We start from the raw sequence: 23796 nt of genomic DNA, 5'->3' as shown, positions 1-23796 counted from the left end.
GTCCGAGGCCGAAGTCGTGGGATCCGGCGTCGTCCTTCCTGTTCAGGCGAAGGCGGAGTAGCCGGTCAGGTCCCGACCGATGATCAGGGTCTGCACCGACTCGGTGCCCTCGTAGGTGTGGATCGCCTCGATGTCGGCCATGTGGCGGGGCACCTTGTTCTTGAGCAGGATGCCGTTGCCGCCGAGCATGTCGCGAGCCACCTGGGCGATCGCCCGGGCCTTGCGAGTGTTGTGATATTTCGCCAGCGAAGCCTGTGGGCCGGTGAGGGTGCCGGCGATATCGCGTTCGGTCACCTGCCGCACATGCATCTGCATGGAGGTCAGCTCCGAGACCATCCAGGTCAGGCGCTCCTGGACAAGCTGGAAGCTGGCCAGTGGGCGGCTGAACTGCTCGCGCTGCTTGGAGTAGCTCAGCGCCGCCTCCACCAGGGCCGAGGCGTGGCCGACGGCGGACCATGCCACTCCCAGCCTGGTCGCGAAGAGCACTTTGGAAGCGTCCTTGAAGTTCTTCGACCCGGGAAGCACCGCGTGGGCGGGAACCTCGACGTCTTCGTACTGGATCAATGCCTGGTGGATCGCGCGCAGCGAGGCCTTGCCCTGGATGACTTCGGCCTTATAGCCGCGTGTGGCCTGGTCCACCAGGAAGCATCGGACGCTTCCGTCATGGATGCCCCCGGAGACCCGGGCCCAGGTGAAGGTGATGCCTCCGGAGGCCCCGTTGCCGATCCACTTCTTGGCACCGTTGATCACGTAGTAGCCGGAGTCCTCGTCACCGACCAGCCGGGCGGTGGTCTCCAGGGAGACTGAATCGGAACCATGGGTCGGTTCGGTCAGGGCGAAGGACCCCAGGGTCTCGGCGGTGGCCAACGCAGTGAGATGCTCGGCCTTCTGATCGTCTGATCCGAAGTAGGCCAGCGTGCGCAGCGCCAGTCCGCCCTGGACCGCCAGGGCCGTCCCCAGGGAGCCGTCTGCCCGTGAGGTCTCCATGTTCACCAGTCCCGCGGCCATGGGGGAGAGGGTCTCCATGCCGGCGTCGGTGACGTCGACCCCGTCGGTGAGCAGTCCGAGGCCTCCGGCCTTGCGGACCAGGTCCACCGGGTACTCCGCATGCTCCCAGTGCTGGGCCATCCGGGTCTCCAAACCGCTGGAGAACTCGCGGGCGCGCGTCCACCACTGGCGGTCCGCCGCGGGCAGGTCCTCGAACACGCCGTAGTAATCCAGATCCAGTGCTGTCGAGACCTCGTAGATGGGGTCCACGGAGGCGTCGGGGGCGTGATGTGTCATGGCACACATGTTACTCGATAGTCACAAGGTGTTGGAGCTTAGTTGATTCATCGAACTGTAGACCAAAGTCCACTGGTGTCGTCCGAGGACCCTCCCGGACAATAGAAACTGGACGTGCAGCAGTGGTGCACGATTCAGGGAGAAGCATTGGCCTTGAGGCGCTCCGAATTACGGTGCAAGGGTTCGGAGCAGAGCCTCGGCTGGTGTTAGTGCTCGGGCGGTGGGAACGGCACCGCCCGAGCCTCTCTGTGTCTGGGGTGATTTCCTCTATGTCAGCGAGTGTTTCAGCGTGGCAGGGGTATCTCAGCGCGGGAGCCGCAGCTGGATTCCAGAGACCTGAACGCTCCAGATGCCTTCGGCCGGTGAGCCTGCCTGGATCGTTCCGCCATAGGTCGCCGCGCGATCCTCCATGCTGATCAGCCCGGTTCCCGAAGAGGCATGCTTCAGCGCGGGGGGCTGTTTCGCATCGGTCCTGTTCGTCACGGCCAGGTCGACGGTGGCCTCTTTGACCTCGAGTTCGATGGTGCAGTCATTCGTATCGTGTCCACGTGCTCCGTGTTTGACCACGTTCGTCGTGCATTCCTGCAGAATGCGGTAGAGGCAGGCCTCCACCGATTGGGAGATCGAGCTGATATCCCCATGCACCGAGGTGTCGACGGAAAAGCCCAGGTCCTGCAGGCGTTCGGTGAAGCGCGCAAGCCCCGATTCCAGATCCAGTTCGGGAGCGTCGCCGGGTCCCGAGCCGATGATGTTCTCACGCTGCAGAACCAGCAGCACGCGGCGAAGGTCATGCAGGGCTGCACTGGCCGATTGCGAGATCTGGTTCAGCGCCGCTGCTCGCGACTCTGGTGTCCCAGTGGCCGCCGCAACCTGCGTCTGCATCGAGATGACGGTGAGGTCATGCGCGAGGATGTCGTGCAGATCTCGCGCGATGGAGCGTCGCTCACCGGCCAGGGCCTCTTCATGTGCGGCGCGCAGGCGCACGAGCTCACTTTCGGCCGAGAGTCGTGAGATCAGCTGCTTTCGTGTGGCACGGCCAACCACGTAGGAGAGCGACATCACGACTCCTGCGAACACAGCAAACCCGGTGACCAACAGCGGATCGGTCTGCACCAGTCCGATATTTACTGCGAGGCACAGAGCCAAGAGGAGATAGAGGTGCCTCACCCATCGCGAACAATACACAGCTGTGAGTCCACAGAACAGAATGACGAGCAGAAGGGTCTCGAACTGTGAGCTTGCTATGACACCGATGACCGCTCCCGCCAGGGTGGCAAGTGCACCCGCGGCGGGATGCAGCCAGAAGAGTGCAATGGCCAGGAACCAGATGAGATACCCGAACTGCAAAGTTGTGGCAAGGTCCGCCGATGCGAATATCAGGGCGAGGGAAATGTCTGCACAGATCCCGCCGATGGCGGTCAAAGTCAGGGTGTTCAGGACGCGCCGGCTCGGGACTACTTCACTTGAAAACGTCACGCTCAAGGGTACGTCGGAACGCGCCGCTCAGCGAGGGCTCAGCATCCTTGAGCGCTGGGGAACGCGCGGCAGATGACGGAACGGAAAAAACCCGCCGCTTCGAGGTTAGAAAGATCAAAGAAAGTGATAACAGTAGTAAGAACAAGAGCGGAAACGATGGCGATGCGGTAAGCAAACAATGCGAGTGACATTTTTTGTGCCTTTCAGGCCTATACCTTCTGATGAACAACGTGTAAAATTAGAATAAGGTGTGCCTAGATTCTGGTATAGTGGACTTAAGTACCTAATTTATACAGATTCACTCAGATCCGGTATTAAACCGGTCAGACGACTCGGGGCACTCCTGTGGCCGGCAGAGTTCGGATAAAGTGAGACTTCGCACCGGGTGTCAATGAACCGGTGTCACAGGCCGAGGAAGAACAGGTTCAGCCATGCTCCGTCTTGTCGTTGCAGACGACCACCCGATCATGCGGGCAGCGCTTCGTGCCTATGTGGATTCCGCCCCAGACATGGTCTGCGTGGGTGAAGCCCAGAACGGACTCGAAGTCATCGAGCGGGTGCGCGAGGAGAAGCCCGACGTGGTGATTATGGACCTCAAGATGCCAAAGATGGGAGGCGTCGAGGCCACCGCCGAGGTCATGGCAATCGCCCCGGAGACCTCCGTGCTGGCGGTCACCACGTTCAGCTCTGAAGGGCATGCGCTGCAGGCGTTGAACGCAGGCGCCAAGGGCTACATCGTGAAGGACGCGACGGCAGATCAGGTGCTCGAGGCCATCCGTCAGGTTCACGGGAGTTCTGTGCCGATCTCTCCTGATGTGGCGCGACGTCTAGAGTTCAATGCCGTCAATGAGGCCGAGGAATTCTCGGTAGCACTTGCGGGCTCGGACTATCTGCCGCGGGTGCCGCCGCGGGAGACAGAAGTTCTGACCCTGTTGGCGCGCGGTTTCAGCAACAGGGAGATCGCCACGCGCATGGTGCTGACCGAAGGCGCGGTCAAGGCGCATCTCGGGCGCCTGTGTGCCCGATTTGGAGTGCGCGATCGCGTGCAGCTGCTGATTCGCGCGACCCAGCTGGGTCTGATCGAGCCTCAGCTCGAGGACGTCGCCCCGGAGGGTGACGGCGCGTAGCCAGTGGCACAATCGCGATGACTGGCCACGGCCAGCCGCCGCAGCTCAGCGGCGCAGGCCACCCTGCCAGAGTGCGTCGAACGAGGTGTTTCCGGCCACGCGCTGGTGGATGCCCGCGGTGACGAACGCCTTGGCGCTCCGTGCTGCGTCCAGGGGAGAGGCGCCCTTGGCGAGCTCGGACGTGACGGCGGCGGCGAGGGTGCAGCCCGCTCCGGAGACGGCGTGCTCGCCGATCTTCGGGGCGGTGAGCACCTCCATGCCCTCGGCATCGACGAAGACGTCGACCGCGTCTGTTCCCGCCAGGCGAATCCCGCCCTTGGCGAGCACGGCGGCGCCCGAGATGCGATGAATCTCGGCAGCGGCGGCCTGCAGGTCCTCCAGCGTCTCGACCTTCATGCCGGAGAGCTGCTCGGTCTCGAAATGATTCGGCGTCACGAATGTCGCCAGGGGCAGCAGCTCCGCCTTCAGCGCATTGTCGGTGTCCTGTGCATGGCCTGGCTCCTGACCCTTGCAGATCAACACCGGGTCCAGCACCAGGTGCTTCGGGCTGCGAGCTGAGACCGCGGTTGCCACGGTGGAGATGGTGGCGGGCGAGCCCATCATCCCGAGCTTGACCGCGTCGAGCGACTCGGGTCCGTAGTTGCCGAAGATGGCCCCGAGCTGGTCAGCGATCACCTGGGTCTCCACGGGGACGAACCGATGGTTCCAGTTGTCCTCAGGATTGAAAGACACGATGCAGGTCAGCGCCACCATTCCGAAGGTTCCCAGTTCCTGGAAGGTCTTCAGATCGGCCTGAGCTCCGGCGCCGCCCGTGGCCTCGGAGCCTGCAATGGTCAGAGTCATTGCCGGATGTGCAGTGGTCTCAGTCATGCTCAGGCTCCTTTGTCTGGGGGTCCTTGGTGGTGGTCTGCGGCAGGTCGACGCCGGGTGCTGCGGTCTTCTCCTCGGGGCCCTCCACCCGGGTCAGCGGCTGAGCCATCCAGCGGCCGAGTCCCAGCAGGATGCCGGCGGGGAAGCCGATGAGCGGTATCAGCATCGGCACCAGCCCGCCCGCGCCCACGACGAGCGCGACAGGACCATAGAGCAGACCCACGACGACGTAGCCCAGGATATGCACCGCGGGTAGTGGCTGATGACGGAAGAGCCAGGTGACCAGCAGCGTGCCCGGGATGCCGACGACGACGGCGGCAGCGCCGATCAGCGGGATCAGCGGAGCGAGGAATCCCTCGCCGTCTAGGCCCGGCATGAGACTCAGCGCCAGGAGCAGACCGCCCATCACGGCCGTGGGGATCAGCCAGGACACGATCCACCCAGCGAAGCCCAGCCTCAGGACTGGTCTCGGTCCCGCGCTGTCGCGTTGGGACGGCCGCCTGCGGCGCGTCGTCTTCTCTGGTGCTGGAGTGGTCATTGCCTAGATTCTACCGGCGGGGACACCTGGGTTCAGCCCGTGTGACCCAGGTGGGCGAGGGCCTGCCGGATGAGTCGTTCACGGCCGCCGAGGAACTCCGCCTGGACCTCGGGGCTGAGCACCTGGTCGGGTGTCATCCAGCTGAGCTCCAGAGCGTCCTGACGAGGGGAGCACTCACCGGAGACGGGCACGATGTAGGCCATCGAGACCGCATGCTGCCGATCGTCGACGAGTCCTGTCTCGGAGGGGTAGGGAAAATACTCGGCCACGGTGAACGGGGTGGGCGAGGGCGGAATCTGCGGCAGCACCAGCGAGCCGAGGTCCTTCTCGATGTTGCGCAGCAGGGCGGCGCGAATCGTTTCGCGATACATCACCCGCCCGGAGACCACAGTCCGGTAGAAGTGCCCCTCGGTGTCGGCCGTGTAGAGCAGGCCAAGTTCAGTGATGCAGCCCAGCGGGTCCAGCCGCACCGGGATGGCTTCCACATAGACCATGGGGAGCCGGCGGCGGGCCTCGTAGAGGTCATCCTCGTTCAACCATCCGGGGTTCGGATCAGGGGTTCGAATGCTCATAGTTCCATCATGCACCACAACTGACGACGCCGTTTCTCCAGCGTCACTCGCCGCGATTCTCGAGGTCCACCACGAGCCGGGTGGGGTCCTCGAGCAGCTCCACCGAGAAGGGGACCTCCGCGGGCAGGCCGATCAGGTACTGCGAGAGGGCTTCGAAGGGGCCCTGCACGTAGACCTCTTCCGGGAGGGCAGCGGTATCGCGCTCGTAGTACTGATCAGAGGCGAGCTGATCCTCGACCTCCTCCTCGGGAAGCCATGAGGGGCCGCTGACGTGGATCTGGAGAATCGCCTCGCCCGCCATCCCGATGCGGTTGCCGCGGCCAAGCTCAGCCGCTGAATCGACGTACTCGGCGCGCCAGCTGGGCAGGCTCTCGCCGCTGAATTCAAAGACGACCCGGTCGAAGCCGTCATGCATGCCGGAGCGTACGGCGACCAGCTGCTGGTCGCGAGAGCCAGAGCTGTCCGGAAACCCCTCAGTCTCTTGCGGCTCGGTGGTGAACTCCCCTGTGATCGGGTCTGTGCCCGCCTGATCGGAGCCGTCGGAAGAAGGCTGTTCGCCCTCGGTGCTTGAGGCACCACCTGGCTCTTCTTCCGCGGAGGCGCTGGCGGAAGAGTTCGCTGAGGGACTGGCTGAAGCGGTGGCTGAGGGACTGGCTGAAGCGGTGGCAGTCTCCGGGTCGTCGCCCGGCTCCTGGTCGGCTCCGCAGCTGGAGAGCAGCAGCAGCGCGGCGGTGCTTGCGGCGACGGTCAGACGATGCGTGATAAGAGCTCCTCAGCAGTGGATCAGATGATGTCTTCGAGAGGCCGTCCCATCGCGGCGCGACGTTCCGCGTGGTTGATCTTGTGCCTGCGCGATTCCGTGGCGAGGATGACGACGAACGCGCCCATCGCGGCGCACAGCGCCACCCACACGGAGGTGACGTCGGAGAGGATGCGCGGGAAGATGAGCCAGAACATTCCCCAGCCCATTCCGAGGGCAAGCGTGATTCTGCCGCGTTCGGTCATCGCGTAGTACGAAGCCGCCCAGATGCAGATTCCCAGTCCGATCAGCGCCCAGATCACTGCAGGGAAGCCGGGGATGTGCCACCCCATGGCGGTGAGCCAGATCGACAATGAGGACATTGCGGCCACGAGCGCCCAACCTGCGAAGAGACCCGTGGTGGTGTCAGCCAGGCGGCGCTCGAGCGAGTTGCGCGCCGTGCGGAAGGTGAACTGCCGGATGGCGTCGATCAGCGCCAGTGCCGCAGCCAGTGCCGCCAACACCGCGAGGGTGAGCATCCCGGTGTGGATCGACGCTGTCCAGATGAGCATGAGCAGGGAAGCGGAGCCGACCTGCCAGCCGGAACGCCGCTGACGCGGCGTGGCGGTCTGCGTGGTGGTCCACTGATAGACCGCGTGGGCGAGGATTCCGATCACGATGAACGGCCAGAGCCAGTAGAAGTTCGCCTCGGGGGAGAGCAGCGCCCGGTTCCCGGAGTACCAGCCTTCGGCGAGCTCATCCAGCCCGTTCCCGCCCAGGATGGCAGGTGCTGAGGTGAACATGCCGAACATCCAGCCGAGCGAGATCAGCGCAGCCAAAGCGCCGATGCTCACAAACACCTGTCGATAGAGGTCGGTGCGCACCGGTGCCGGGTCGGGGTCGCGCGAGGGGAGATTATACGGGGGAATGTAGGTGAAGAGGTCTTCCTCGTCATCGGCGAACTCTACGAACTCGCGTCCGGTGGGCCGGTAGTTCCGCGCAGTGGCTGCCTCGATAGCAGCCGCCTTCTCCAGAATCACGTCGCGCTGGCGCCGCTCATCCAGCGCGCGGCGCGGCTTGGGGAGGGTCACGGGGGCAGGCTCGTGCTCTGTCTGGGATTCAGTGAGCGGACCTTCGACGGCGGCGTCCTCCGCAGGAGGGGTCGAAAAGCTGCCCGGCTGTTCGGCGAACCGACGTTCGGGGTCCTCGACGGGCCCTTCCACAGCGGCATGGTCCGGTGCGGCGGCGCTCCTGTCCTCCTGGGTCGTCTCCCCAGAGGTGGCGCTTTCAGCCTCCCCTGTGGGCTCCGGACGCCGGAAGGCGTCTCCCACGCGGCGGGCAGCAGCGAAGAACTTCTCGTCAAGATTGTCGAAGAAGCCGCTGAGCCCCGACTGGTCCTGACCGGTCTCGGCTGCCGGCCGTGCCGGAGTGGGCCGGCTTGGTCGGACTGCGGGGGGAACCGGAGCCTGGTCGTCCTGATGGCCGGCTGCGGGCTCGCGGTCCTGACCGCTGGCCGCATCTTCGGTGTCGCTGGTGTCTGCGGCAGGCTCGACGGTGTCGTCCTGCGCGGTGTCCTCTTCGGCGGGGGAATCGCCGGTGGGGGTGTCCTGGTCAGTACCCGTCTCCGCAGGCCCATCCTCAGTGGAGGCATGAGGGGCCTCGGCTTCCTCGGCAGAGGTCTCGGAGACAGGCATCGTCTCGATGGACTCGTCCTGGGACTTTTCAGTCAAGCCCGATTTCCCCCTCTAGCGTCTCAGCTGGCGTATGCGTTCGATGCGACGGACCCGGGTCCGCGCAAATCCGCTGGTCATGTGGTTGTCGTCTTCCGCTGCGCCCCCCGACGCGACCGGTTCCGAGCCATCACCACGGTGATTCCCAACCCCACAAGGGTACCCACAACGATGCCCGCGACCGTGCTCGCCCAGGGTGGGAGCCCCGTGGTTGTTCCCGTAATGTAACCTAATCCGACCATCCAGAGGGACCAGGTGAGCGCGCCCAGCAGGCCAAGCGCGACCATGGCGCCTCCGCCGAGTCCCATCATGCCGGCGGTGGCCATCGAGGCGGAGCGGCCTCCCGGGATCCAGCGGATGAGCAGCAGTCCGGCCCAGGTGGTGGCGCCGCCTGCGCGGATCGCGATGCGCAGCAGCTTCCGGTGCAGGTTGCGGCCCCACCTCCAGCGGTAGAGCAGCCGGATCAGCCTGTAGCGGAAGAGCAGGTACAACCCGATGTCGCCCGCCAGACAGCCGAGGAAGGTCACCGCGAGCACCAGCAGGACCGGAAAGATCTCATCCGCGGCCATCGTGCCGGAGGCGATGACCATGACCTCGGAGGGGAAGGGCGGCACGATCGCAGTGAACGCCACGGCGATGGCCAAGAAGATGAAGTAGTAGAACCCCCACTCCTGGTACAGCGCAGGATCGCTGAGGTCACTGACGCCCAAGGCGATCGCGGGGTTGGTCACTGCGGAGACTCCTGGAGGGTTCGAGGGGAGGTGAAGCTGCGGTGGACGCCGTTGAGCGGATCAGTGAAGGACAGCGTCTTCGCCAAGAGCTGCAGCGGCTTGTCGAACTCGTCGGGGGCGTCGTCGAGGAGTTCCGGGTAGAACCGGTCATTCAGAATACCCAGTCCCAGCAGCGCCATGTGGATGCGCAGCTGGTGAGTCTTTCCGGTGTGTGGAATCAGCTGAAAGTGGCCGACCTGCGCTCCCGAGGGGCTCACACCCGCATCGAGCAGCTCCACTCTCGAGGAGGAGTTCGCCCCGGGGATGGCCTCCGTGCGCCGCCGGCCCGTGCGGGCTCGCCTGTCGTGGGGCCGGTGGCCTGAGTGCTCGGGTGCGTAGGACGCGAGCTGGGAGACCACGACCCCTTTGGTCTTCTCGATCCGGTTCCGCACGCTGAGTGGGAATCGCGACGCCAGCGTCTCCGCCGTCATCCCGCGCGGGACCGAGCTGACGCATTCGTAGGTCTTGTTCACCTGGCGGTTCTCGAAGAGCAGCTGGTACTTTCCCCGCGTGGAGGGCTCCTTGGAGAAGATCACCACCCCGGCGGTGCCGCGGTCCAGCCGGTGGATCGGCACGAGGTCCGGGACCCCGAGCGTATTGCGCAGCCGCACCAGCAGCGATTCCTGCACATATCGCCCGGCGGGTGTGGTGGGCAGGAAGTGTGGTTTATCCACCGCGACCAGGTGCTCATTCTCGTAGATGATCTCCTCGCGCACCGGCAGCGGCACCTCTTCGCTGACGGAGCGGTAGTACCAGAGGAATTCCCGCTCGCCCAGGGGGGTCTTAGTGCTCAGCGGTGCGCCGTCGATGTCGACGACCTCCCCCGCGTGGAAGCGCTCGGTGATCCCCCCGTGGTCGATGTGCCCGAAGGTCTCCAGCACGTACTCATGGATAGTGGGCCAGCGGCCGGTCAGCGGAAGTCGAAGGCGCGTGGCATTGACGCCGTTGCGCACGGGAAGGGGGGACTTCTGAGTCACAGGTCAGGTTCGTGGAGTTCCGGCGGCAGGGTGGCTCAGCCCCAGACCGGTGCCTCAGCGGTGGCAGTCGGCTCTGGCTGGGCCAGCGGCTGGTTGATCTGCCAGGACATGTTGAAACGGTCCTTGATCCAGGCGAAGTTGGTCGCGAAGTCGTAGTCGCCCGGCTCCATCAGGAACTCCCCGCCGGGGGCGAGGGTGTTCACGATCTGGTTGAACTCCTCGGTGGAGTCCACCACCACGGCGATGGAGACGGACGGGGTGAAGCTGAACTGGTGCTTCACCAGACTGTCCTGGATCATCAGCACCTGGCCGCCGATCTTCAGCTGAGCGGTGGCCACCAGGGGGGCGGGAACGTCGACCACCTCGTCGGGATCGTCCTCCTCGGCGAGCTGCAGGTCGGTGTGGTGGGTCTCGGGCGCCGCAGCGGTCACGGGATGGACCTCGGAGGGCTCCTCCGCATCTACCACGGCGTCATCGGCTTCCTCGGCGACGTTCTCAGCGGTGAGATCGTCGGCGGCGAAGTCCTCTTCAGACTCTTCGCCGAGATCCAGCTGTACCTCCACCTCGGAGAGCTCGTCATCTTCGGCCTCTGAGAGGTCCTCAGCCTCGGTTGCTTGCTCGGAGGAGGGAGTGGGGTCATAGATCTCAGTGCCCTCAGGGTGATGCATGATCTCCAGCAGCTCGGCGTCGGGGAAGACGCTGAGGTAGTGGTCAATGGCTTCTTGGGCCTGACCCTGGAACATCAGAAACGGAATGCAAAGAGTCATGTGTTCAGCCTAACGGGAAATCCTGGGTCTGGGACGTGTGTGCGCTGTGGGCGTGAGGCCTCAGGGTGCGAATCGAAGCCCGGAGGGAGAGGAGTTGAACCCGGCGTCGCGGAGCAGCTGTCCCAGGGGGTGGGTCAGGATCCGCTCCCCGTTGACACGTTCCACGGCGATGCGCCCGGTCTTCGCTGACCGCAGCGCCGGGACCAGGGCCCGGGCGATCAGATCCATCACGGTCTCATCCTCGATGAAGAGCAGCATGGTGCGTCCCCCGCGCTCCATATAGAGCGCCAGGTCACCGCGATAGAGCACGACGACGGCGCCCGCCTTGCGACCGGGACGGTGGGTGGAGCTCTCCAGCTCGGGCCAGTCCAGAGCAGCCCCGTAGGGGTTGGCCGGATCGGTGGCGGCGAGCACCACTGCCGCCTCCTGGCGCTTCCCCTCTCCGGTCTTCTCCGCGGCGTCCTCCAGCCGCTCGGCGATCCAGCGCAGCTGGTCGATGGTGGCGGAGGAGGTGAACTGGGCGGCCCCGAGCTGTTCGATGAAGTATCCGCGGCGAATCTGGCCGGAGTCTTCCGCCGCCGAGAGCACCTTGTAGACCGCCGCGAAGCCTCCCTTCGAGGCGGTGCCGAGCCCCGACTGCTGTTCGGACATCACGGATCCACGAGTGACCACGCCGTAGCGATCCAGCAGGATCTCGGCGCGGGTGTGCGCGGCAACGGTGGGCTCGGCCGAGGCGCTGGGGACCAGCTGCCAGCGCCCTCCGGCCCCCGCTCCGCTGAATCCGCCGCTGGCGGCGCTGACCCGGCTCCGGTGGGATTCCGCGGCTTGACGCAGCGCCATCCTCCGGGAGGTGTGCCGGGGGCGCGCCGGAGTGGGCTGCTTCTTGTGCGCGGTGGTTCCGGTGGACATGAAACGACGCAGCGCGCTGAAGCTGTCCGGTGTGACCCTGCCGGCCCAGAACAGCTCCCAGAGTGCGTTCTTGGTGGTCTCACGGGAGACCGTGAGGTGCGGATCCAGCTGATCGTGCAGCGCCTCGATGAACCAGGCGCCGCCCCGGGTGAGGACCTCGAGGATGGCGTCCTGGAGGGCTGTCGGGGTGAAGTCCTCTGTTCCTGCGGCCCCGCGGGTGTCGGCTGTGCCGTTGGTTCTGGCGGCCCCTGCACCTGGAATGGGCAGGTTGTTCAGCAGCACGGCGGCGTCTTCGCGGGGGTAGAACGCCAGCCAGCCGTCGTGCCCGCTCAGCGCTCCCTTGCCCACCGCGAGGAACTCTCCGGCGGCCAGCAGCTCGTCCAGCATGGCGGGCCGGTAGTCGGGAACGCGGGCCGGGAGGATGAAGGACTCCCAGGCGCTCGCCGGAGCCGCGGCCCCGGAGAGCTGCGCCAGGGATTCGGCCAGGGCGGCCGTGCCTGAGCTTGAGGAGCCCTTCCCGCGCGCGGCGGAGATGCCCTGCCACTCGAGCAGGAACTGTCCATACGCTGCCCCGGACACTGGCTCCACCTGGGCACGCAGGGCCGCCAGGGAGCGGCGGCGGATCCGGCGCAGCATTTCGGCGTCGCAGTACTCCACGGTGCCGGACCGAGCGTCGACGGGCAGCTCGCGATCGGGCCGGAACAGCCCCTCGACCACGCGGTGCTCGCGGACCAGCCGGGTCAGCGTGTCGGCGACCACGGCGCGGCTGAGCCCCAGCTCGCCGGCGGCCTCCTCCACCAGAAACGGGCCGTGGGTGCGCGCATAGCGGCCGACCAGGTCTCCGAGAGGATCATCCACCGGTTCCAGAAAGGCGTAGGGAATCCCCACGGGAATGGGGGTGCCCAGGCCGTCCCGGAGCCGGGAGGCGTCCTCGATCGCGGCGTAGCGCTCCTCCACGTGATCGCCGCCCGTGGCCGATGTGCCTTCGGATCCTGTGGTCTCCGGCGCGGAGGAGGTGCCGGTCCGCCACATCACCTTGAATGCTCGCTGGCTGGAGACCAGCGCTTGCGCATGCTCCCTGGCGGGTTCGCCCTCTTCCAGGCGGGCAGCCAGCTGCTCCGCGGTCAACGGGCCCAGCAGCCGGAGCAGATCGGCAACCCCCTCCTGTCCGCGGACGTGGCGGGAAGGAGTGAGTCGCTGCGCGTAGGCCTCGGAATCGGCGATGATCGCGGCATCGAGGAACTCACGCAGCTCTACGCGGCCGAGCAGCTCGCCGAGCAGCGCCGGGTCTACCGAGAGCGCCGCGGCCCGACGCTCCGCCAGCGGGGAATCCCCTTCATAGAGGAACTGGGCGATGTAGCCGAAGAGGATGGACTGCGCGAACGGGGACGGCTTCGGAGTGGTGGTCTCCACGATCTTCAGCTTGCGCGCGGCGATGCTGCGCAGCAGATCCAGCAGCGCGGGCATGTCATAGACGTCCTGCAGGACCTCCCGCATGGCTTCCATGATGACCGGGAAGTCGGGGTACCCGGAGGCGACCTCGAGCAGCTGTGAGGAGCGTTGGCGCTGCTGCCACAGCGGGGTGCGCTGGCCTGGATTCTGCTTGGGCAGCAGCAGCGCACGCGCGGCGGCCTCACGGAAGCGGCCGGAGAAGAGCGCTGAAGAGCTGACCTGGGCGGTGACTAGGTCTTCGAGCTCGTCCGGGTCGAACGCGAAGAGCTCTGCACCGGGCGGATCTTCGTCCATCATGGGCACGCGCAGCACGATTCCGTCATCGCTGGCCATGGCGGAGCCGTCGAGGCCGAAGCGATCGTGCAGCCGTTCGCCGACCGCGAGCGCCCAGGGGGCGTGCACCTGGAGTCCGTAGGGGGAGAGCAGCACGATCCGCCAGTCGCCGAGCTCGTCTCGGGTCTGCTCGACCACCAGAGTGGTGTCGCTGGGCAGGACCCCGGCAGCCTCCTGCTGTTCGGTGAAGTAGCGCAGCAGGTTCTCCTGCGCCCAGGTGTCCATGCCCAGCGAGGTCAGCCGTTCGGCGGTCTCCTCCGGGGCGCCGGCGTGGACCTCTCGGGTGAAGCGGCCCAGCGCGCGGCCGAGTTCGGCGGGGCGGCCGAAGCCGTCGCCGCGCCAGAACGGCAGTGAAGCGGGCTGGCCGAAGGCGGGGGAGACCAGCACCCGGTCGAAGGTGATCTCCTCGATCTTCCAGCTGGTGGCGCCCAGGGCGAAGACATCCCCGATGCGCGATTCGTAGACCATCTCTTCATCGAGCTCACCGACCCGCCGTCCTCCGGAGCGTGCCGAGCCGGAGTCTTCACCCCCGGCGAGGTAGACCCCGAAGAGGCCGCGGTCGGGGATCGTGCCGCCGGAGGTGACCGCGATGCGCTGGGCTCCGGGCCGGCCGGAGACGGTGCCGGCGTCGCGGTCCCAGATGATCCGGGGCCGCAGCTCGGCGAACCGGTCCGAAGGATATTTGCCCGCCAGCAGGTCCAGGGTGGCCTCATAGGCGGAGCGGGGCAGGCTGGCGAAGGGCGCGCTGCGGCGCAGCGTCTCGAACCAGGACTCTACGTCCAGGGTCTCCATGGCAGAGGCCGCCACGGTCTGCTGGGCCAGGATGTCCAGCGGATTGCGCGGGATATGCAGCGCTTCGATCTGTCCGGCCAGCATCCGTTCGACGACGACGGCGGTGCTCACCAGATCACCGCGGTGCTTCGGGAAGAACCAGCCCACCGAGACCTCGCCGACCTGGTGGCCTGCGCGGCCGATGCGCTGGAGTCCAGCCGAGACCGCGAAGGGCGCCTCCACCTGGATGACCAAGTCCACTGCGCCCATATCGATGCCGAGCTCCAGGGAGGAGGTGGCCACCACGCAGCGCAGCCGGCCCGATTTGAGTGCCTCCTCGGTGAGCTTGCGCTGTTCCTTGGAGACCGAGCCGTGGTGTGACCGAGCCAGCGGATCCGGCTCGCCCGCGTCTGCCGGCTCCCCGTGGGAGGCAGCGGCGTCGTCGGTGGCGTCCTTGCTGATGGAGGGCTGACGTTCGGACCAGATCTCATTGATCCGACCGGTGAGCTTCTCGGCCAGGCGGCGCGAGTTCACGAAGACGATGGTGGAGCGGTTCTCGGTGACCAGATCCACGATCCGGTGCTCCACGTGCGGCCAGATGCTGGGCTGCAGCGGCTGGTCGCTGAGCAGCACCTCCTCCGGCGCGAAGTCCGCGAGCACCTCGGAGAGCACCTTCGGCTGGCCGGCCTCGGCGGAGTCCTCGGTGTCGTTGCTCTGCGAGCTGGGGGGTGCCGGGAACGGCGTCGCCCCTTGGGGTGGGGCGGTGCTGGGGGAGGCCAGGTCCTCCACCGGCACCGAGACGGTGATGTCCCACTTCTTCTCGGACTTCGGCGCGACGATCTCCACGGCCGCGGAGCCGCCCAGGAAGCGGGCCACCTCTTCGCGCGGCTCCACCGTGGCGGAGAGGCCGATCCGCTGGGCCGGGGTCTCGAGCAGATTGTTCAGCCGCTCCAGTGATACCGCGAGGTGGGCGCCGCGTTTGGTACCGGCCAGCGCGTGGACCTCATCGATGATTACGGTCTTGATCCCGGCGAGGGTGCTGCGCGCCTGAGAGGTGAGCATCAGGTAGAGCGACTCGGGGGTGGTGATCAGGATCTGTGGGGGCTTGCGGACCAGGTCGCGGCGTTCTTTGGGAGTGGAGTCGCCGGTGCGCACGCCCACCGTGATCTCGGCAGGCTCGGTCGCCGCGCCCTCGGCGGCGAGCCGTCGGGCGGTGTGTGCGATCCCGACGAGCGGGCTGCGCAGGTTGCGTTCGATGTCCACGCCGAGCGCCTTCAGCGGGGAGATATAGAGCACCGAGGTGCCCTTGGTGGGGGCGGCGAAGAGCTGATCGATGGACCAGAGGAAGGCCGAGAGCGTCTTTCCGGATCCCGTGGGCGCGACCACCAGGGCGTTCTTGCCACGCGCGACCGCGTTCCAGGCGCCGGCCTGAGCGGCGGTGGGCTGACCGAAGGAGGCTTGGAACCAGCGCCGCGTGGGCTCGGTGAACGGTTCCAGGGCGGTCATGGTCCCACTCTAAATGGCGCCACGGACATGACCGGACGCTGCCGCGTGGTCCCGGTCCACCGAGCATGGCCGCTCGGATGGGGTGAGAGTAGCTTGGGCTCGAGCAACCCGCAGGCACTCTGGGAGAAGACATGTCTCTGGTCCGCGTCCACAACTTCTCGGTCTCCCTCGACGGCTTCGGCACCGGTGAGGGCCAGACGCTCGAGGCTCCCTTCGGCCATGCAGGTCAGCGCCTCATGGAGTGGACCTTCGAGACCCGCACGTTCCGCGAGATGGGCTTCCACGGTGAGACGGAGGGATCCTTCGGTGTAGATGATGCCTTCGCCAGCCAATGGGCGGCCGGAATCGGCGCGGAGATCATGGGGCGCAATAAATTCGGGCCCCAGCGTGGCCCCTGGCCGGACGAGGAGTGGCAGGGATGGTGGGGTGCCGAGCCTCCCTTCCACACTCCGGTGGTGGTGTTGACCCACTTCCCGCGGCCGGTGCTCGAGATGCAGGGCGGCACGACCTTCCACTTCCTCGATGCGGATCCAGCTGCCGCGCTCGAACGGGCGCGGGCTTTGGCTTGGGGCCTCGATGTGCGCATTGGGGGCGGTGCCACGATCATCCGGGAGTTCCTCGAGGCCGATCTGATCGATCACCTGCACATCGTCCTGGTCCCGATCCTCCTGGGCCGGGGAGAGCGGCTCTGGGAGGGGCTCGGCGGGCTGGAGGAGCGCTTCGAGATCGCCGCCACGCCCTCTCCTCAAGGTGTCATGCACCTGATCCTCACCCGCCGCCGGAGTTGATCCGCCGATCAGCGGGTCCCGGACGCTGGTTCAGGCCCGGACTCAGCGGGCGTAGCGCAGGATGTCCTCGCGACGCAGCGGGCGGTTGAACAGCGGGCCGTCGGGCTCCATGATCCGACCCGCAGCCAGCGACCCGACCGAGACTGGGTCGAAGCCCATTCGGAACAGCAGTCCCATGACCAGGCCGCGGGCGGATTCATCATCTCCGGCGACCGCCAAGGCTCGGCGGCCGGACAGATCGGCACCGGGCCGGGCGGCGTCGTCGAAATCTGCGTGGGCGATATGGTTCAACGCCTTGACCACCCGCGCCGCGCCGAAGCGTCCGGCCAGCGCCATCGAGGTGGGCAGCTGCTCATCCACCGCGGCCTGCAGCCAGCCGGGGAGCAGCTCGTCCTGCCAGGTGTTGGTGGCATCGACGAGCACCGTGTTCGCGACCCAGGTCGGGTCCAGCTCGTCGAGCTCCTCCTGCGGCACCGCGAGGATGACGATCCCGCTGGAATCCCGCGCCCGGGACGCGATGTCCTCGGCATGGACCGGCTGCGCGCCGGGGGCGTAGATCTTCAGGTGATGTTGCAGCGCACGTGGCGGCCGAGTGGACGCGATGTCCACGGCCACCCCGGCGCGCAGCAGGGTGCGGGCGAAAGCAGTGCCGGCTCGACCGGCGCCGAGGATCCCCACCACTGGTTCGGCGGGAGCGGCCGAGAGGGAGGCATCCGACGCCGCGGGGGACTCACTCATGGTGGTAGGACCGCCCTGCGGAGATCTCCTGAGCCCGGTAGACCTGTTCGGCCAGGAGCATCCGCACCAGCTGATGCGGGAACACCAGCTTGGACAGCGACCAGACGAGATCCGCGCGCTGCTGGAGCTGGTCGGTGACCCCGTAGGCACCTCCGATGATCACGACGACGTGCGCCCCGGCGTCGAAGCTGCCCTGCAGGTGCGCGGCAAACCCAGGTGAGCTGATGTTCTTGCCGCGCTCGTCGAGCAGGATCACATGGTCCTTGGGCTTCAGCGCGGCGAGGATCCGTTCCGACTCCTCCTGCCGTGCGGCGTCGTGCTCGCGGGAGGAGTGGGGGAGCAGCTTCCAGTCCAGGTCATAGGGCTTGCGCAGACGCTTCGTGTAGCGCTCGATCCCTTCCACGGCCCATTTCTCATGCTTCTTGCCTACTGCCAGGGCGGTGATGCTCATACGGGCGAGACTACCGGGAACCCTAGGATGGATCCCATGTCTGCACAGTTTCACATCGCCCCGGTGGCCCAGATGGACCCGGTCTCGCTCTACAGAGTGCTCCAGCTCAGAACCGACGTGTTCGTCGTGGAGCAGCAGTGCGCGTACCCAGAGCTGGACGGGCGGGACCTCGAACCCGGAACTGTCATGGCGTGGGTGGTAGACGCCCCTGAGAATCGGACTGACCACGACGACGCCGCGACCGGTTCCGACGACCCGGCGGCGGGCGAAGTCCTCGCCACCCTGCGGGTGCTGCGCGAGCCCGAAGGATTCCGGATAGGGCGGGTGGTCGCCCGGGAGGCGCTCCGGGGCACCGGTGTGGCGCGCGAGCTGATGCAGCGCGGGCTGGAGCACTGCGCCGCGCAGTCGCCGGAAAGTGCCGTGGTGCTCGACGCGCAGCAGCCGCTGGAGGGGTGGTACGGGTCTTTCGGCTTCACCCGTACCGGGGAGCCGTTCCTGGAAGACGGCATCCCGCATGTGCCGATGCGCCGCGGGAGCTCAGGTCTTCCGGCGCGGACCGGCGACCAGGGTGGCCAGCAGCAGGATCGATAGCCAGGCCAGCAGGTACCACCCGCCGGTCAGGCGCATGTCCTGCGGCGCGAAGTACATCCAGGCGATCAACGGGACCCCCAGCGCGGCCATCACCGTCTGCCAGGTCGTCCAGAATCGGCCCTTCTGTTCACGCTCCGGGGTTTCTGTCGCCACGAAACTCCTTCATAGGTCAGCTGCAGCGAATTCCTCAGCACCCTAACGTGTCAGCCGTTGGAGTCGCATCCGATGCCGTCGCCGTCGGCGTCGAGACCGTGCACGTCCGTGCCGATCACGCGGACGGCAGAGCTGAGGTCTCCGCAATTGACATCCGGCGGGTACACGGGGATGCAGGGGGTGTAGTTCGGGTCGCAGTTGCTGGCCTGCTGCTCGGGTGCCGGTGCCGGTGCCGGCGCTGGTGCGGGCTCCGGTGCTGGGGCCTGCTCGGCGGCGCAGCCTTGCAGGGCGGTCGCGTTGTCGGCGGCGATGTAGTCGGGCTCGCGGGTGTGAAAGTCATAGCCATCGCGCGAGTCGTAGCGGGCCGTGGCGAGGCCTTCTTCGATCAGTGTCATGCCCGCATCCGTCCCGCCGACGTCGATGTAGCGCAGGATCCGGTCGTAGCGGTCGGCGTCATCCCCGTCCCGGGTGAGCGTGACGGTCTTTCCTCGCACGAGTTCACCCATCCGCGCCGAGGCGGTGTCGAAGTTGCACTCGCCGCGCTCCGGGGTGTCGATGCCGGTGACCCGTACGGTGTCACCGTTGTCGAGCTCCACAGTGTCCCCGTCCACAATCCGCACGACGACGGCGCGATTCTCATCCGGGTTCGCTGAAGCAGTGGGAGTTGGGGTGGGGCTCGGAGTGGGGGACGGGCTGGGAGTGGGCGTCTCACTCTCCGCGGGTTCCTCTGAAGGCTCGTCCGATTCCGTAGGCTCCGGCGATTCGGACTCTTCAGGCGCGGCCGATGCAGAGGACGGCTCCTCGGTCTCAGGGGCGGAGGTCGCCTGATCCTCTGCTGCCGGTTCATCACCACCGGCGGGGTCCAGTGCGACGCCGACGATTCCGATGACGAGCAGAAGCACGAAGAGGCCGAGGAGCCCCGCGCAGCCGATGGCCGGAATCTTCGCGATCAGCGGCCATGCTCTGAATCGGCTCCACAGCGAGCGTTGCGGCGTCCCGCGGTGGGAGCGTTTTTTGGACGCGGGAGAGCGCCCCGGGAAGCGTGGCAACATCAGGAGAACCTCATCAAGTTCGAGTGACAGACCCGTGCGGGGAACATGAGTCTTACATCACAGTAACGTGCCAGGTGGGGTCCTCTCGTTCAGGTCACGCGGCCGGGCTAATGTGTCGCTATGGAGTTCACCATGCCCGCGAGCTGCGGCAATTCACCGCGCATGCAGATCGTCGCGGAGATTGCCCGGGCCTGGGGAGAGGAAGACCAGACCTACCTCGAGCAGTGGCTTCTCCCAGATGCGGAATGGCACGTCCACCCTGGAAATAGCGAGACAGGGTTTCAGCGTCTGGTGCTGGACAACGTGGTGACCCACGGCCGGTTGGGCTCCTGTGATGGTCTCGCCGTCGGTGCTGATGGCTCGACCATGCGTTTCGCGCACTTCCTGGTCTTCGCCTCGACCGCCAAGACCGCGAAGATCCGATCCATCACCTCCTATGTGGTCACGACAGGGAAGGGCCTCGACGGTGCCGACGACAACTGAGGACTATCAGGGGTTCATCGGGTGGGTGCTGAGCCTGATGGAGCGTTTCGGTGAATTCGGAGTCGGGCTGGCGATCTTCCTGGAGAACTTCATTCCACCCATCCCCTCCGAGGCCATCCTCCCCGGTGCAGGGTTTCTCGCCTACGCGGGTCTGATGAGCCCGTGGGGAGCGTGGATCTGGGCGAATCTCGGCTCTCTGCTCGGAGCGCTGCTCTGGTACGGGGTCGGTGCCGCGCTGGGTGCCGAACGGACCCGCGCCATCATGGGTCGTCTGCCGCTGCTGAAGGTCTCGGACTTCGACAAGGCTGAACGCTGGTTCGACCGTTGGGGCCCGTGGGCTGTGCTGCTGGGGCGCTGCGTGCCGATCGTGCGCTCCTTCATCTCGATCCCGGCGGGGATCACCCGCATGCGCATGCTGACTTTCCTTGCATTCACCCTGGTGGGATCTGCGATCTGGAACGGGATCTGGATCGGTCTCGGCTTCGGCCTCGGGCCGAGCATCGAACCGGTGCTCGCCGAATGGAGCGGCGTCCTCTCCAATGTGGTGGTGGCCCTCGCGGCCCTGGCCGTGGTGGCCTTCATCATCCAGCGACTCCGCACCCTCCGTCGCCGCGACCCGGTCTGAGCACCCTCCCCACCCTGCGTTTTATCTCCCCGTGCGTGGTTTACCGGGGCTACGGTCGGGCGGGTACACCTCAGTGGAGGAGGTAAAACGCGGGGGTGCGGGGGTGGGGAACGAAAAACCCCGCTGACTGCATCACTGCAGATCAGCGGGGTTCCCATGTGGCGGTGACGGTGGGATTTGAACCCACGGTGCGGGGTAACCGCACACAGCATTTCGAGTGCTGCACCTTCGGCCGCTCGGACACGTCACCAGGCCCGTTGAGTATACGCAAACATCGCGCGCTCACCCAAAAGTGAGCCCTGGCCTTGGCCTGGCCTGCGCGCACATCCGCCTCAGGCGTGGAAGAGCGCGTGGACCTCGCCTGAGATCTCTCGACCACGCAGCGCTTCGATCTCCAGGACGACGGCGGCTCCGGCCACCTGACAGCCCAGCTGTCCGACCAGTTCCCGGCTCGCGGCCAGCGTGCCACCGGTGGCAAGCACATCATCGACGATCAGCACTCGGTGTTCGGGGGTGAGCACATCCGGAGCCTCGATCACCGCGGTGCCATATTCCAGCGTGTATTCCACCCGGCCAGCCGGCGCAGGGAGCTTGCCCGCCTTGCGGATCGGCAGGAAGCCCGTTCCGGTCAGCGCGGCGATCATCCCGGCCAGGGTGAACCCGCGCGCCTCGATGCCGGCGACCATGTCGAAGTCCCCGGCGAAGGGCGCCAGGAGGCCCTCGGCCACGGTGCGCAGCGCCGCCGGGTCGGCCAGCACAGGGGAGATGTCCTGAAAGAAGACGCCTGGCTCAGGAAAGTCTGGTGTCACCGCGAACAGCGACTGGGCATAGGCCAGCTGATCGGCGGTGGGCGCGGCATGATGCGGCAGAGACAAGGGTGTGGGCACGCGCCAAGCCTATCCGCGGAACTCCTCGAAGAACGCGCGCAGCGCAGCCGCGCACTCCTGCGCCCGCACCCCCGGGTGGACCTCGACCCAGTGGTTCAGCCGCGGCTCACGCAGGATGTCGAACACGGATCCAGCGGCCCCGGCCTTCTCGTCCCATGCGCCGAAGATCACCTGCCCGATCCGAGACTGATAGATCGCCCCGGCGCACATCGGACAGGGCTCCAGCGTCACGGCCAGCACGCAGCCGTCCAGCCGCCAGGTGCCCACGGTTCGGGCCGCAGCGCGCAGTGCCGTGATCTCGGCATGACCTGCAGGATCGCCGTCGCGCTCTCGGGTGTTGAAGCCCTCACCCAGCAGCTGACCCTCGGCCGAGACGACGACGGCGCCCACCGGCACGTCCGCCGCGTGCTTCGCCTGGGCAGCGAGCTCCAGGCAGCGGCCGATCAGCGTCTCTTGGTCGGCGCGCACTCGCGGAGACCATGTGGCGGCGGGCTCAGAGTTCTCGGTCACCGACCCAGCCTATGGGGCGCAGCTGAGCCTAGGCCGCCTGCGCGCCCTCCAAGAGGCCTGTCCCAGGCGTGCTGATAGTTTTGGAGCATGCGCGTACAGGTTGTGGAACACCCACTGATCTCCCATAAGCTCACCCAGCTCCGCCGGGTGGAGACCGCCTCGAACCAGTTCCGTGAACTGACCCGGGAGCTGGTCATGCTGCTCTCCTACGAGGCCAGTGGATCCATCGCCACCGAGCCCGTCGAGATCCAGACCCCGGTGGCGACGATGACCGGGACACAGCTCGCGGATCCGAAGCCTCTGGTCGTGCCCATCCTGCGCGCAGGCCTGGGGATGCTCGACGGCATGACCGCAATGGTCCCCACCGCCGAAGTCGGCTTCCTGGGCATGGCACGCAATGAAGAGACGCTCGACATCATCACTTACGCCGAACGGCTCCCGGATGATCTCACCGGTCGTCACGTCTTCGTGCTGGACCCCATGCTCGCCACCGGCGGCACTCTGGCCGAGGCGATCTGCTTCCTGAAGAAGGCCAACGCCGCGAAGATCACCTGCATCTGCCTGCTCGCAGCCCCGGAGGGCATCGAGCGGCTGCGCTCCAAGATCGGCGACATCGATGTGGAGCTCTACCTCGCTGCGATTGACGAGAAGCTCAATGAAAAGTCCTACATCGTTCCTGGGCTCGGCGACGCCGGTGATCGGCTCTACGGCCTCGCACAGTAGGGCTTGCGCCGCGCCGGAAGGACCCTTATGTAGTCTCCACCAGGCGAAATACCGTGATCCCGGTCACGAAAAACCCTCCGCATCTCAGTATGTGGAAGATCCCCCCTTTTGTTACTTGCGGATTTCAAATGTGACGGACACGCTGTAATAGTTACCGCCGTCCACGCAGTGGGGGAGTTGCCGCAAATGTCCGCACACCTGCGCCAGCCGCAGAATCCTGGCTATGTTCATGTCTCCGTGCGCAACGCCGCCCGTCGAGCCGAGATGGCCCGTCGACTGCGCAGCGCCACCGCCGAGTCCGGCGAGGCTCACCCGCGCACCGCCCCGGTGCCGGTCGTCGCACAGAACGGTGGAGGGCCCCAGATGGTCCAGCCCGATATCGTCACCCGAGGCTTCGTGGTCTACGTCGGCCTCGACGAGGACACGGCCAGCGCCGCCGGAACGTCGCTGCATAAGATCGCCACCGAGCTGCGCGACTACGTCGAGCACATCGCGACCGACGCACAGGTACACATCGCCATGGCCCTGGCCTCGGCGGCCCACGAGGGAAGCGACCTCGAGGTCGTGCGTCAGGCCCTCGGAGACCCGACAGTCACGCACCGCGGCGTCGACGTTCCGATCAACACGCCACCGGCCCCCAGCAGCTCAGGAGTGCTCATCGATCTCTCCCGCCGCGAGGTCCGCCTGGACGGTGAGGGTCTGAACCTCACCTTCAAGGAGTTCGAGCTGCTGAACTACCTCGTGGACAACGGATCCCGCACGGTGGGCCGCGAAGAGCTGCTGAAGACCCTGTGGCGCAACGTGGACGAGGACCAGATGCCCAACGAGCGGACCATCGACGTCCACATCCGCCGGCTGCGTTCCAAGCTCGGCCGTCTCGCCAACACGGTGCGCACCGTGCGCGGGCAGGGCTACAGGTTCTACGAGCACCCCGAGGTCACCGTCTGGGCGGCCCCCGAGTACTCCATCTGAGC

The 23796-nt window shown here is 66.5% G+C and carries 24 protein-coding genes and 1 tRNA gene; 7 read left to right on the top strand and 18 right to left on the bottom strand.

The genetic code is table 11. The annotated features are described in order from the left end of the window. Positions 1 to 42: 42 nt before the first annotated feature. Positions 43 to 1284, bottom strand: coding sequence for an acyl-CoA dehydrogenase family protein (locus IY716_RS12115; protein ID WP_218221939.1), 1242 nt, complete (start codon positions 1282 to 1284; stop codon positions 43 to 45). Between the two features lie 303 nt (positions 1285 to 1587). Next, a complete protein-coding gene (locus tag IY716_RS12110; RefSeq protein WP_218221938.1) occupies positions 1588 to 2706 on the bottom strand; it encodes a sensor histidine kinase in 1119 nt (372 codons plus the stop codon). 485 nt (positions 2707 to 3191) lie between these two features. On the opposite strand from IY716_RS12110, the gene IY716_RS12105 reads away from it, so the two are divergent. After that, complete coding sequence (locus tag IY716_RS12105; protein WP_218221937.1) at positions 3192 to 3887, top strand: response regulator transcription factor; 696 nt, start codon at positions 3192 to 3194, stop codon at positions 3885 to 3887. Positions 3888 to 3932: 45 nt separating this feature from the next. Here IY716_RS12105 and IY716_RS12100 read toward each other — a convergent pair whose 3' ends face one another. The 9 genes from IY716_RS12100 to IY716_RS12060 all read right to left on the bottom strand — a co-directional run bounded on the left by IY716_RS12100 (position 3933) and on the right by IY716_RS12060 (position 15821). Then, a complete protein-coding gene (locus IY716_RS12100; protein WP_218221936.1) occupies positions 3933 to 4757 on the bottom strand; it encodes a hydroxymethylpyrimidine/phosphomethylpyrimidine kinase in 825 nt (274 codons plus the stop codon). Beyond that, positions 4750 to 5295 (bottom strand): hypothetical protein, encoded by a 546-nt coding sequence (locus IY716_RS12095; protein ID WP_218221935.1) that lies wholly within the window; start codon positions 5293 to 5295, stop codon positions 4750 to 4752. The genes IY716_RS12100 and IY716_RS12095 overlap by 8 nt, the downstream gene beginning before the upstream one ends. 32 nt (positions 5296 to 5327) lie before the next feature. Continuing rightward, positions 5328 to 5867: an NUDIX hydrolase family protein gene (locus IY716_RS12090; protein WP_192592377.1), complete on the bottom strand. Its 540-nt coding sequence runs from the start codon at positions 5865 to 5867 to the stop codon at positions 5328 to 5330. Between the two features lie 43 nt (positions 5868 to 5910). Continuing rightward, entirely contained in the window at positions 5911 to 6282 is a 372-nt protein-coding gene (locus IY716_RS12085) for a hypothetical protein (RefSeq protein WP_218221934.1), read from the bottom strand. 368 nt (positions 6283 to 6650) lie between these two features. After that, positions 6651 to 8336 (bottom strand): hypothetical protein, encoded by a 1686-nt coding sequence (locus tag IY716_RS12080; RefSeq protein ID WP_218221933.1) that lies wholly within the window; start codon positions 8334 to 8336, stop codon positions 6651 to 6653. A gap of 77 nt (positions 8337 to 8413) precedes the next feature. Further along, positions 8414 to 9067, bottom strand: coding sequence for a DedA family protein (locus IY716_RS12075; RefSeq protein ID WP_369699706.1), 654 nt, complete (start codon positions 9065 to 9067; stop codon positions 8414 to 8416). Next, positions 9064 to 10083: a pseudouridine synthase gene (locus IY716_RS12070; protein WP_218221932.1), complete on the bottom strand. Its 1020-nt coding sequence runs from the start codon at positions 10081 to 10083 to the stop codon at positions 9064 to 9066. The genes IY716_RS12075 and IY716_RS12070 overlap by 4 nt, the downstream gene beginning before the upstream one ends. Positions 10084 to 10118: 35 nt before the next feature. Continuing rightward, the gene (locus IY716_RS12065; RefSeq protein ID WP_218221931.1) at positions 10119 to 10850 is read right to left on the bottom strand and encodes a VOC family protein; all 732 of its coding nucleotides are present in this window, start codon (positions 10848 to 10850) and stop codon (positions 10119 to 10121) included. 60 nt (positions 10851 to 10910) lie between these two features. Then, positions 10911 to 15821: a DNA glycosylase AlkZ-like family protein gene (locus tag IY716_RS12060; protein WP_218221930.1), complete on the bottom strand. Its 4911-nt coding sequence runs from the start codon at positions 15819 to 15821 to the stop codon at positions 10911 to 10913. A gap of 131 nt (positions 15822 to 15952) precedes the next feature. Here IY716_RS12060 and IY716_RS12055 point away from each other — a divergent pair, with 131 nt between their 5' ends. After that, on the top strand, positions 15953 to 16609 hold the full coding sequence (locus IY716_RS12055; RefSeq protein ID WP_218221929.1) for a dihydrofolate reductase family protein: 657 nt from the start codon (positions 15953 to 15955) through the stop codon (positions 16607 to 16609). A 42-nt stretch (positions 16610 to 16651) separates the two neighbouring features. Here the strand turns inward: IY716_RS12055 and IY716_RS12050 are convergent, their stop codons facing one another. Further along, positions 16652 to 17347 carry an NADPH-dependent F420 reductase gene (locus IY716_RS12050; RefSeq protein ID WP_218221928.1) on the bottom strand — a complete coding sequence of 232 codons (696 nt, stop codon included), beginning with the start codon at positions 17345 to 17347 and terminating at the stop codon, positions 16652 to 16654. Beyond that, complete coding sequence (locus IY716_RS12045; protein WP_218221927.1) at positions 17340 to 17798, bottom strand: 23S rRNA (pseudouridine(1915)-N(3))-methyltransferase RlmH; 459 nt, start codon at positions 17796 to 17798, stop codon at positions 17340 to 17342. Before IY716_RS12045 ends, IY716_RS12050 begins: the two co-directional genes overlap by 8 nt. A gap of 36 nt (positions 17799 to 17834) precedes the next feature. On the opposite strand from IY716_RS12045, the gene IY716_RS12040 reads away from it, so the two are divergent. Further along, positions 17835 to 18389 (top strand): GNAT family N-acetyltransferase, encoded by a 555-nt coding sequence (locus IY716_RS12040; protein ID WP_218221926.1) that lies wholly within the window; start codon positions 17835 to 17837, stop codon positions 18387 to 18389. Here the strand turns inward: IY716_RS12040 and IY716_RS12035 are convergent. Together IY716_RS12035 and IY716_RS12030 are read right to left on the bottom strand one after the other, a co-directional pair. Next, the gene (locus IY716_RS12035) at positions 18336 to 18542 is read right to left on the bottom strand and encodes a hypothetical protein (RefSeq protein ID WP_218221925.1); all 207 of its coding nucleotides are present in this window, start codon (positions 18540 to 18542) and stop codon (positions 18336 to 18338) included. The genes IY716_RS12040 and IY716_RS12035 overlap by 54 nt on opposite strands. A 50-nt stretch (positions 18543 to 18592) precedes the next feature. Continuing rightward, positions 18593 to 19594: a thermonuclease family protein gene (locus IY716_RS12030; protein ID WP_218221924.1), complete on the bottom strand. Its 1002-nt coding sequence runs from the start codon at positions 19592 to 19594 to the stop codon at positions 18593 to 18595. Between the two features lie 120 nt (positions 19595 to 19714). Between IY716_RS12030 and IY716_RS12025 the strand changes: the two genes are divergently transcribed. Together IY716_RS12025 and IY716_RS12020 are read left to right on the top strand one after the other, a co-directional pair. Next, the gene (locus IY716_RS12025) at positions 19715 to 20077 is read left to right on the top strand and encodes a hypothetical protein (RefSeq protein WP_218221923.1); all 363 of its coding nucleotides are present in this window, start codon (positions 19715 to 19717) and stop codon (positions 20075 to 20077) included. After that, the gene (locus IY716_RS12020; protein ID WP_369699705.1) at positions 20061 to 20702 is read left to right on the top strand and encodes a DedA family protein; all 642 of its coding nucleotides are present in this window, start codon (positions 20061 to 20063) and stop codon (positions 20700 to 20702) included. Before IY716_RS12025 ends, IY716_RS12020 begins: the two co-directional genes overlap by 17 nt. 159 nt (positions 20703 to 20861) lie before the next feature. Here the strand turns inward: IY716_RS12020 and IY716_RS12015 are convergent. The 3 genes from IY716_RS12015 to tadA all read right to left on the bottom strand — a co-directional run bounded on the left by IY716_RS12015 (position 20862) and on the right by tadA (position 22057). Then, a tRNA-Ser gene (locus IY716_RS12015) sits at positions 20862 to 20952 on the bottom strand. An 82-nt stretch (positions 20953 to 21034) separates the two neighbouring features. After that, entirely contained in the window at positions 21035 to 21589 is a 555-nt protein-coding gene (locus IY716_RS12010; protein WP_369699704.1) for an adenine phosphoribosyltransferase, read from the bottom strand. 9 nt (positions 21590 to 21598) lie between these two features. After that, positions 21599 to 22057, bottom strand: a complete 459-nt coding sequence (gene tadA / locus IY716_RS12005; RefSeq protein WP_218222214.1) for a tRNA adenosine(34) deaminase TadA — start codon at positions 22055 to 22057, stop codon at positions 21599 to 21601. A gap of 129 nt (positions 22058 to 22186) precedes the next feature. On the opposite strand from tadA, the gene upp reads away from it, so the two are divergent. Both upp and IY716_RS11995 read left to right on the top strand, forming a co-directional pair. Beyond that, a complete protein-coding gene (gene upp, locus IY716_RS12000; protein ID WP_218221921.1) occupies positions 22187 to 22822 on the top strand; it encodes a uracil phosphoribosyltransferase in 636 nt (211 codons plus the stop codon). Positions 22823 to 23008: 186 nt separating this feature from the next. Further along, the gene (locus IY716_RS11995; protein ID WP_218221920.1) at positions 23009 to 23794 is read left to right on the top strand and encodes a winged helix-turn-helix domain-containing protein; all 786 of its coding nucleotides are present in this window, start codon (positions 23009 to 23011) and stop codon (positions 23792 to 23794) included. The last annotated feature ends 2 nt before the right edge of the window (positions 23795 to 23796 follow it).

The sequence above is a fragment of the Nesterenkonia sp. Act20 genome, assembly GCF_019173455.1.
Classification (GTDB): domain Bacteria; phylum Actinomycetota; class Actinomycetes; order Actinomycetales; family Micrococcaceae; genus Nesterenkonia.
The sequence above is the reverse complement of the archived record's forward strand: the minus strand, read 5'-3'. Positions and strand labels throughout refer to the sequence as shown.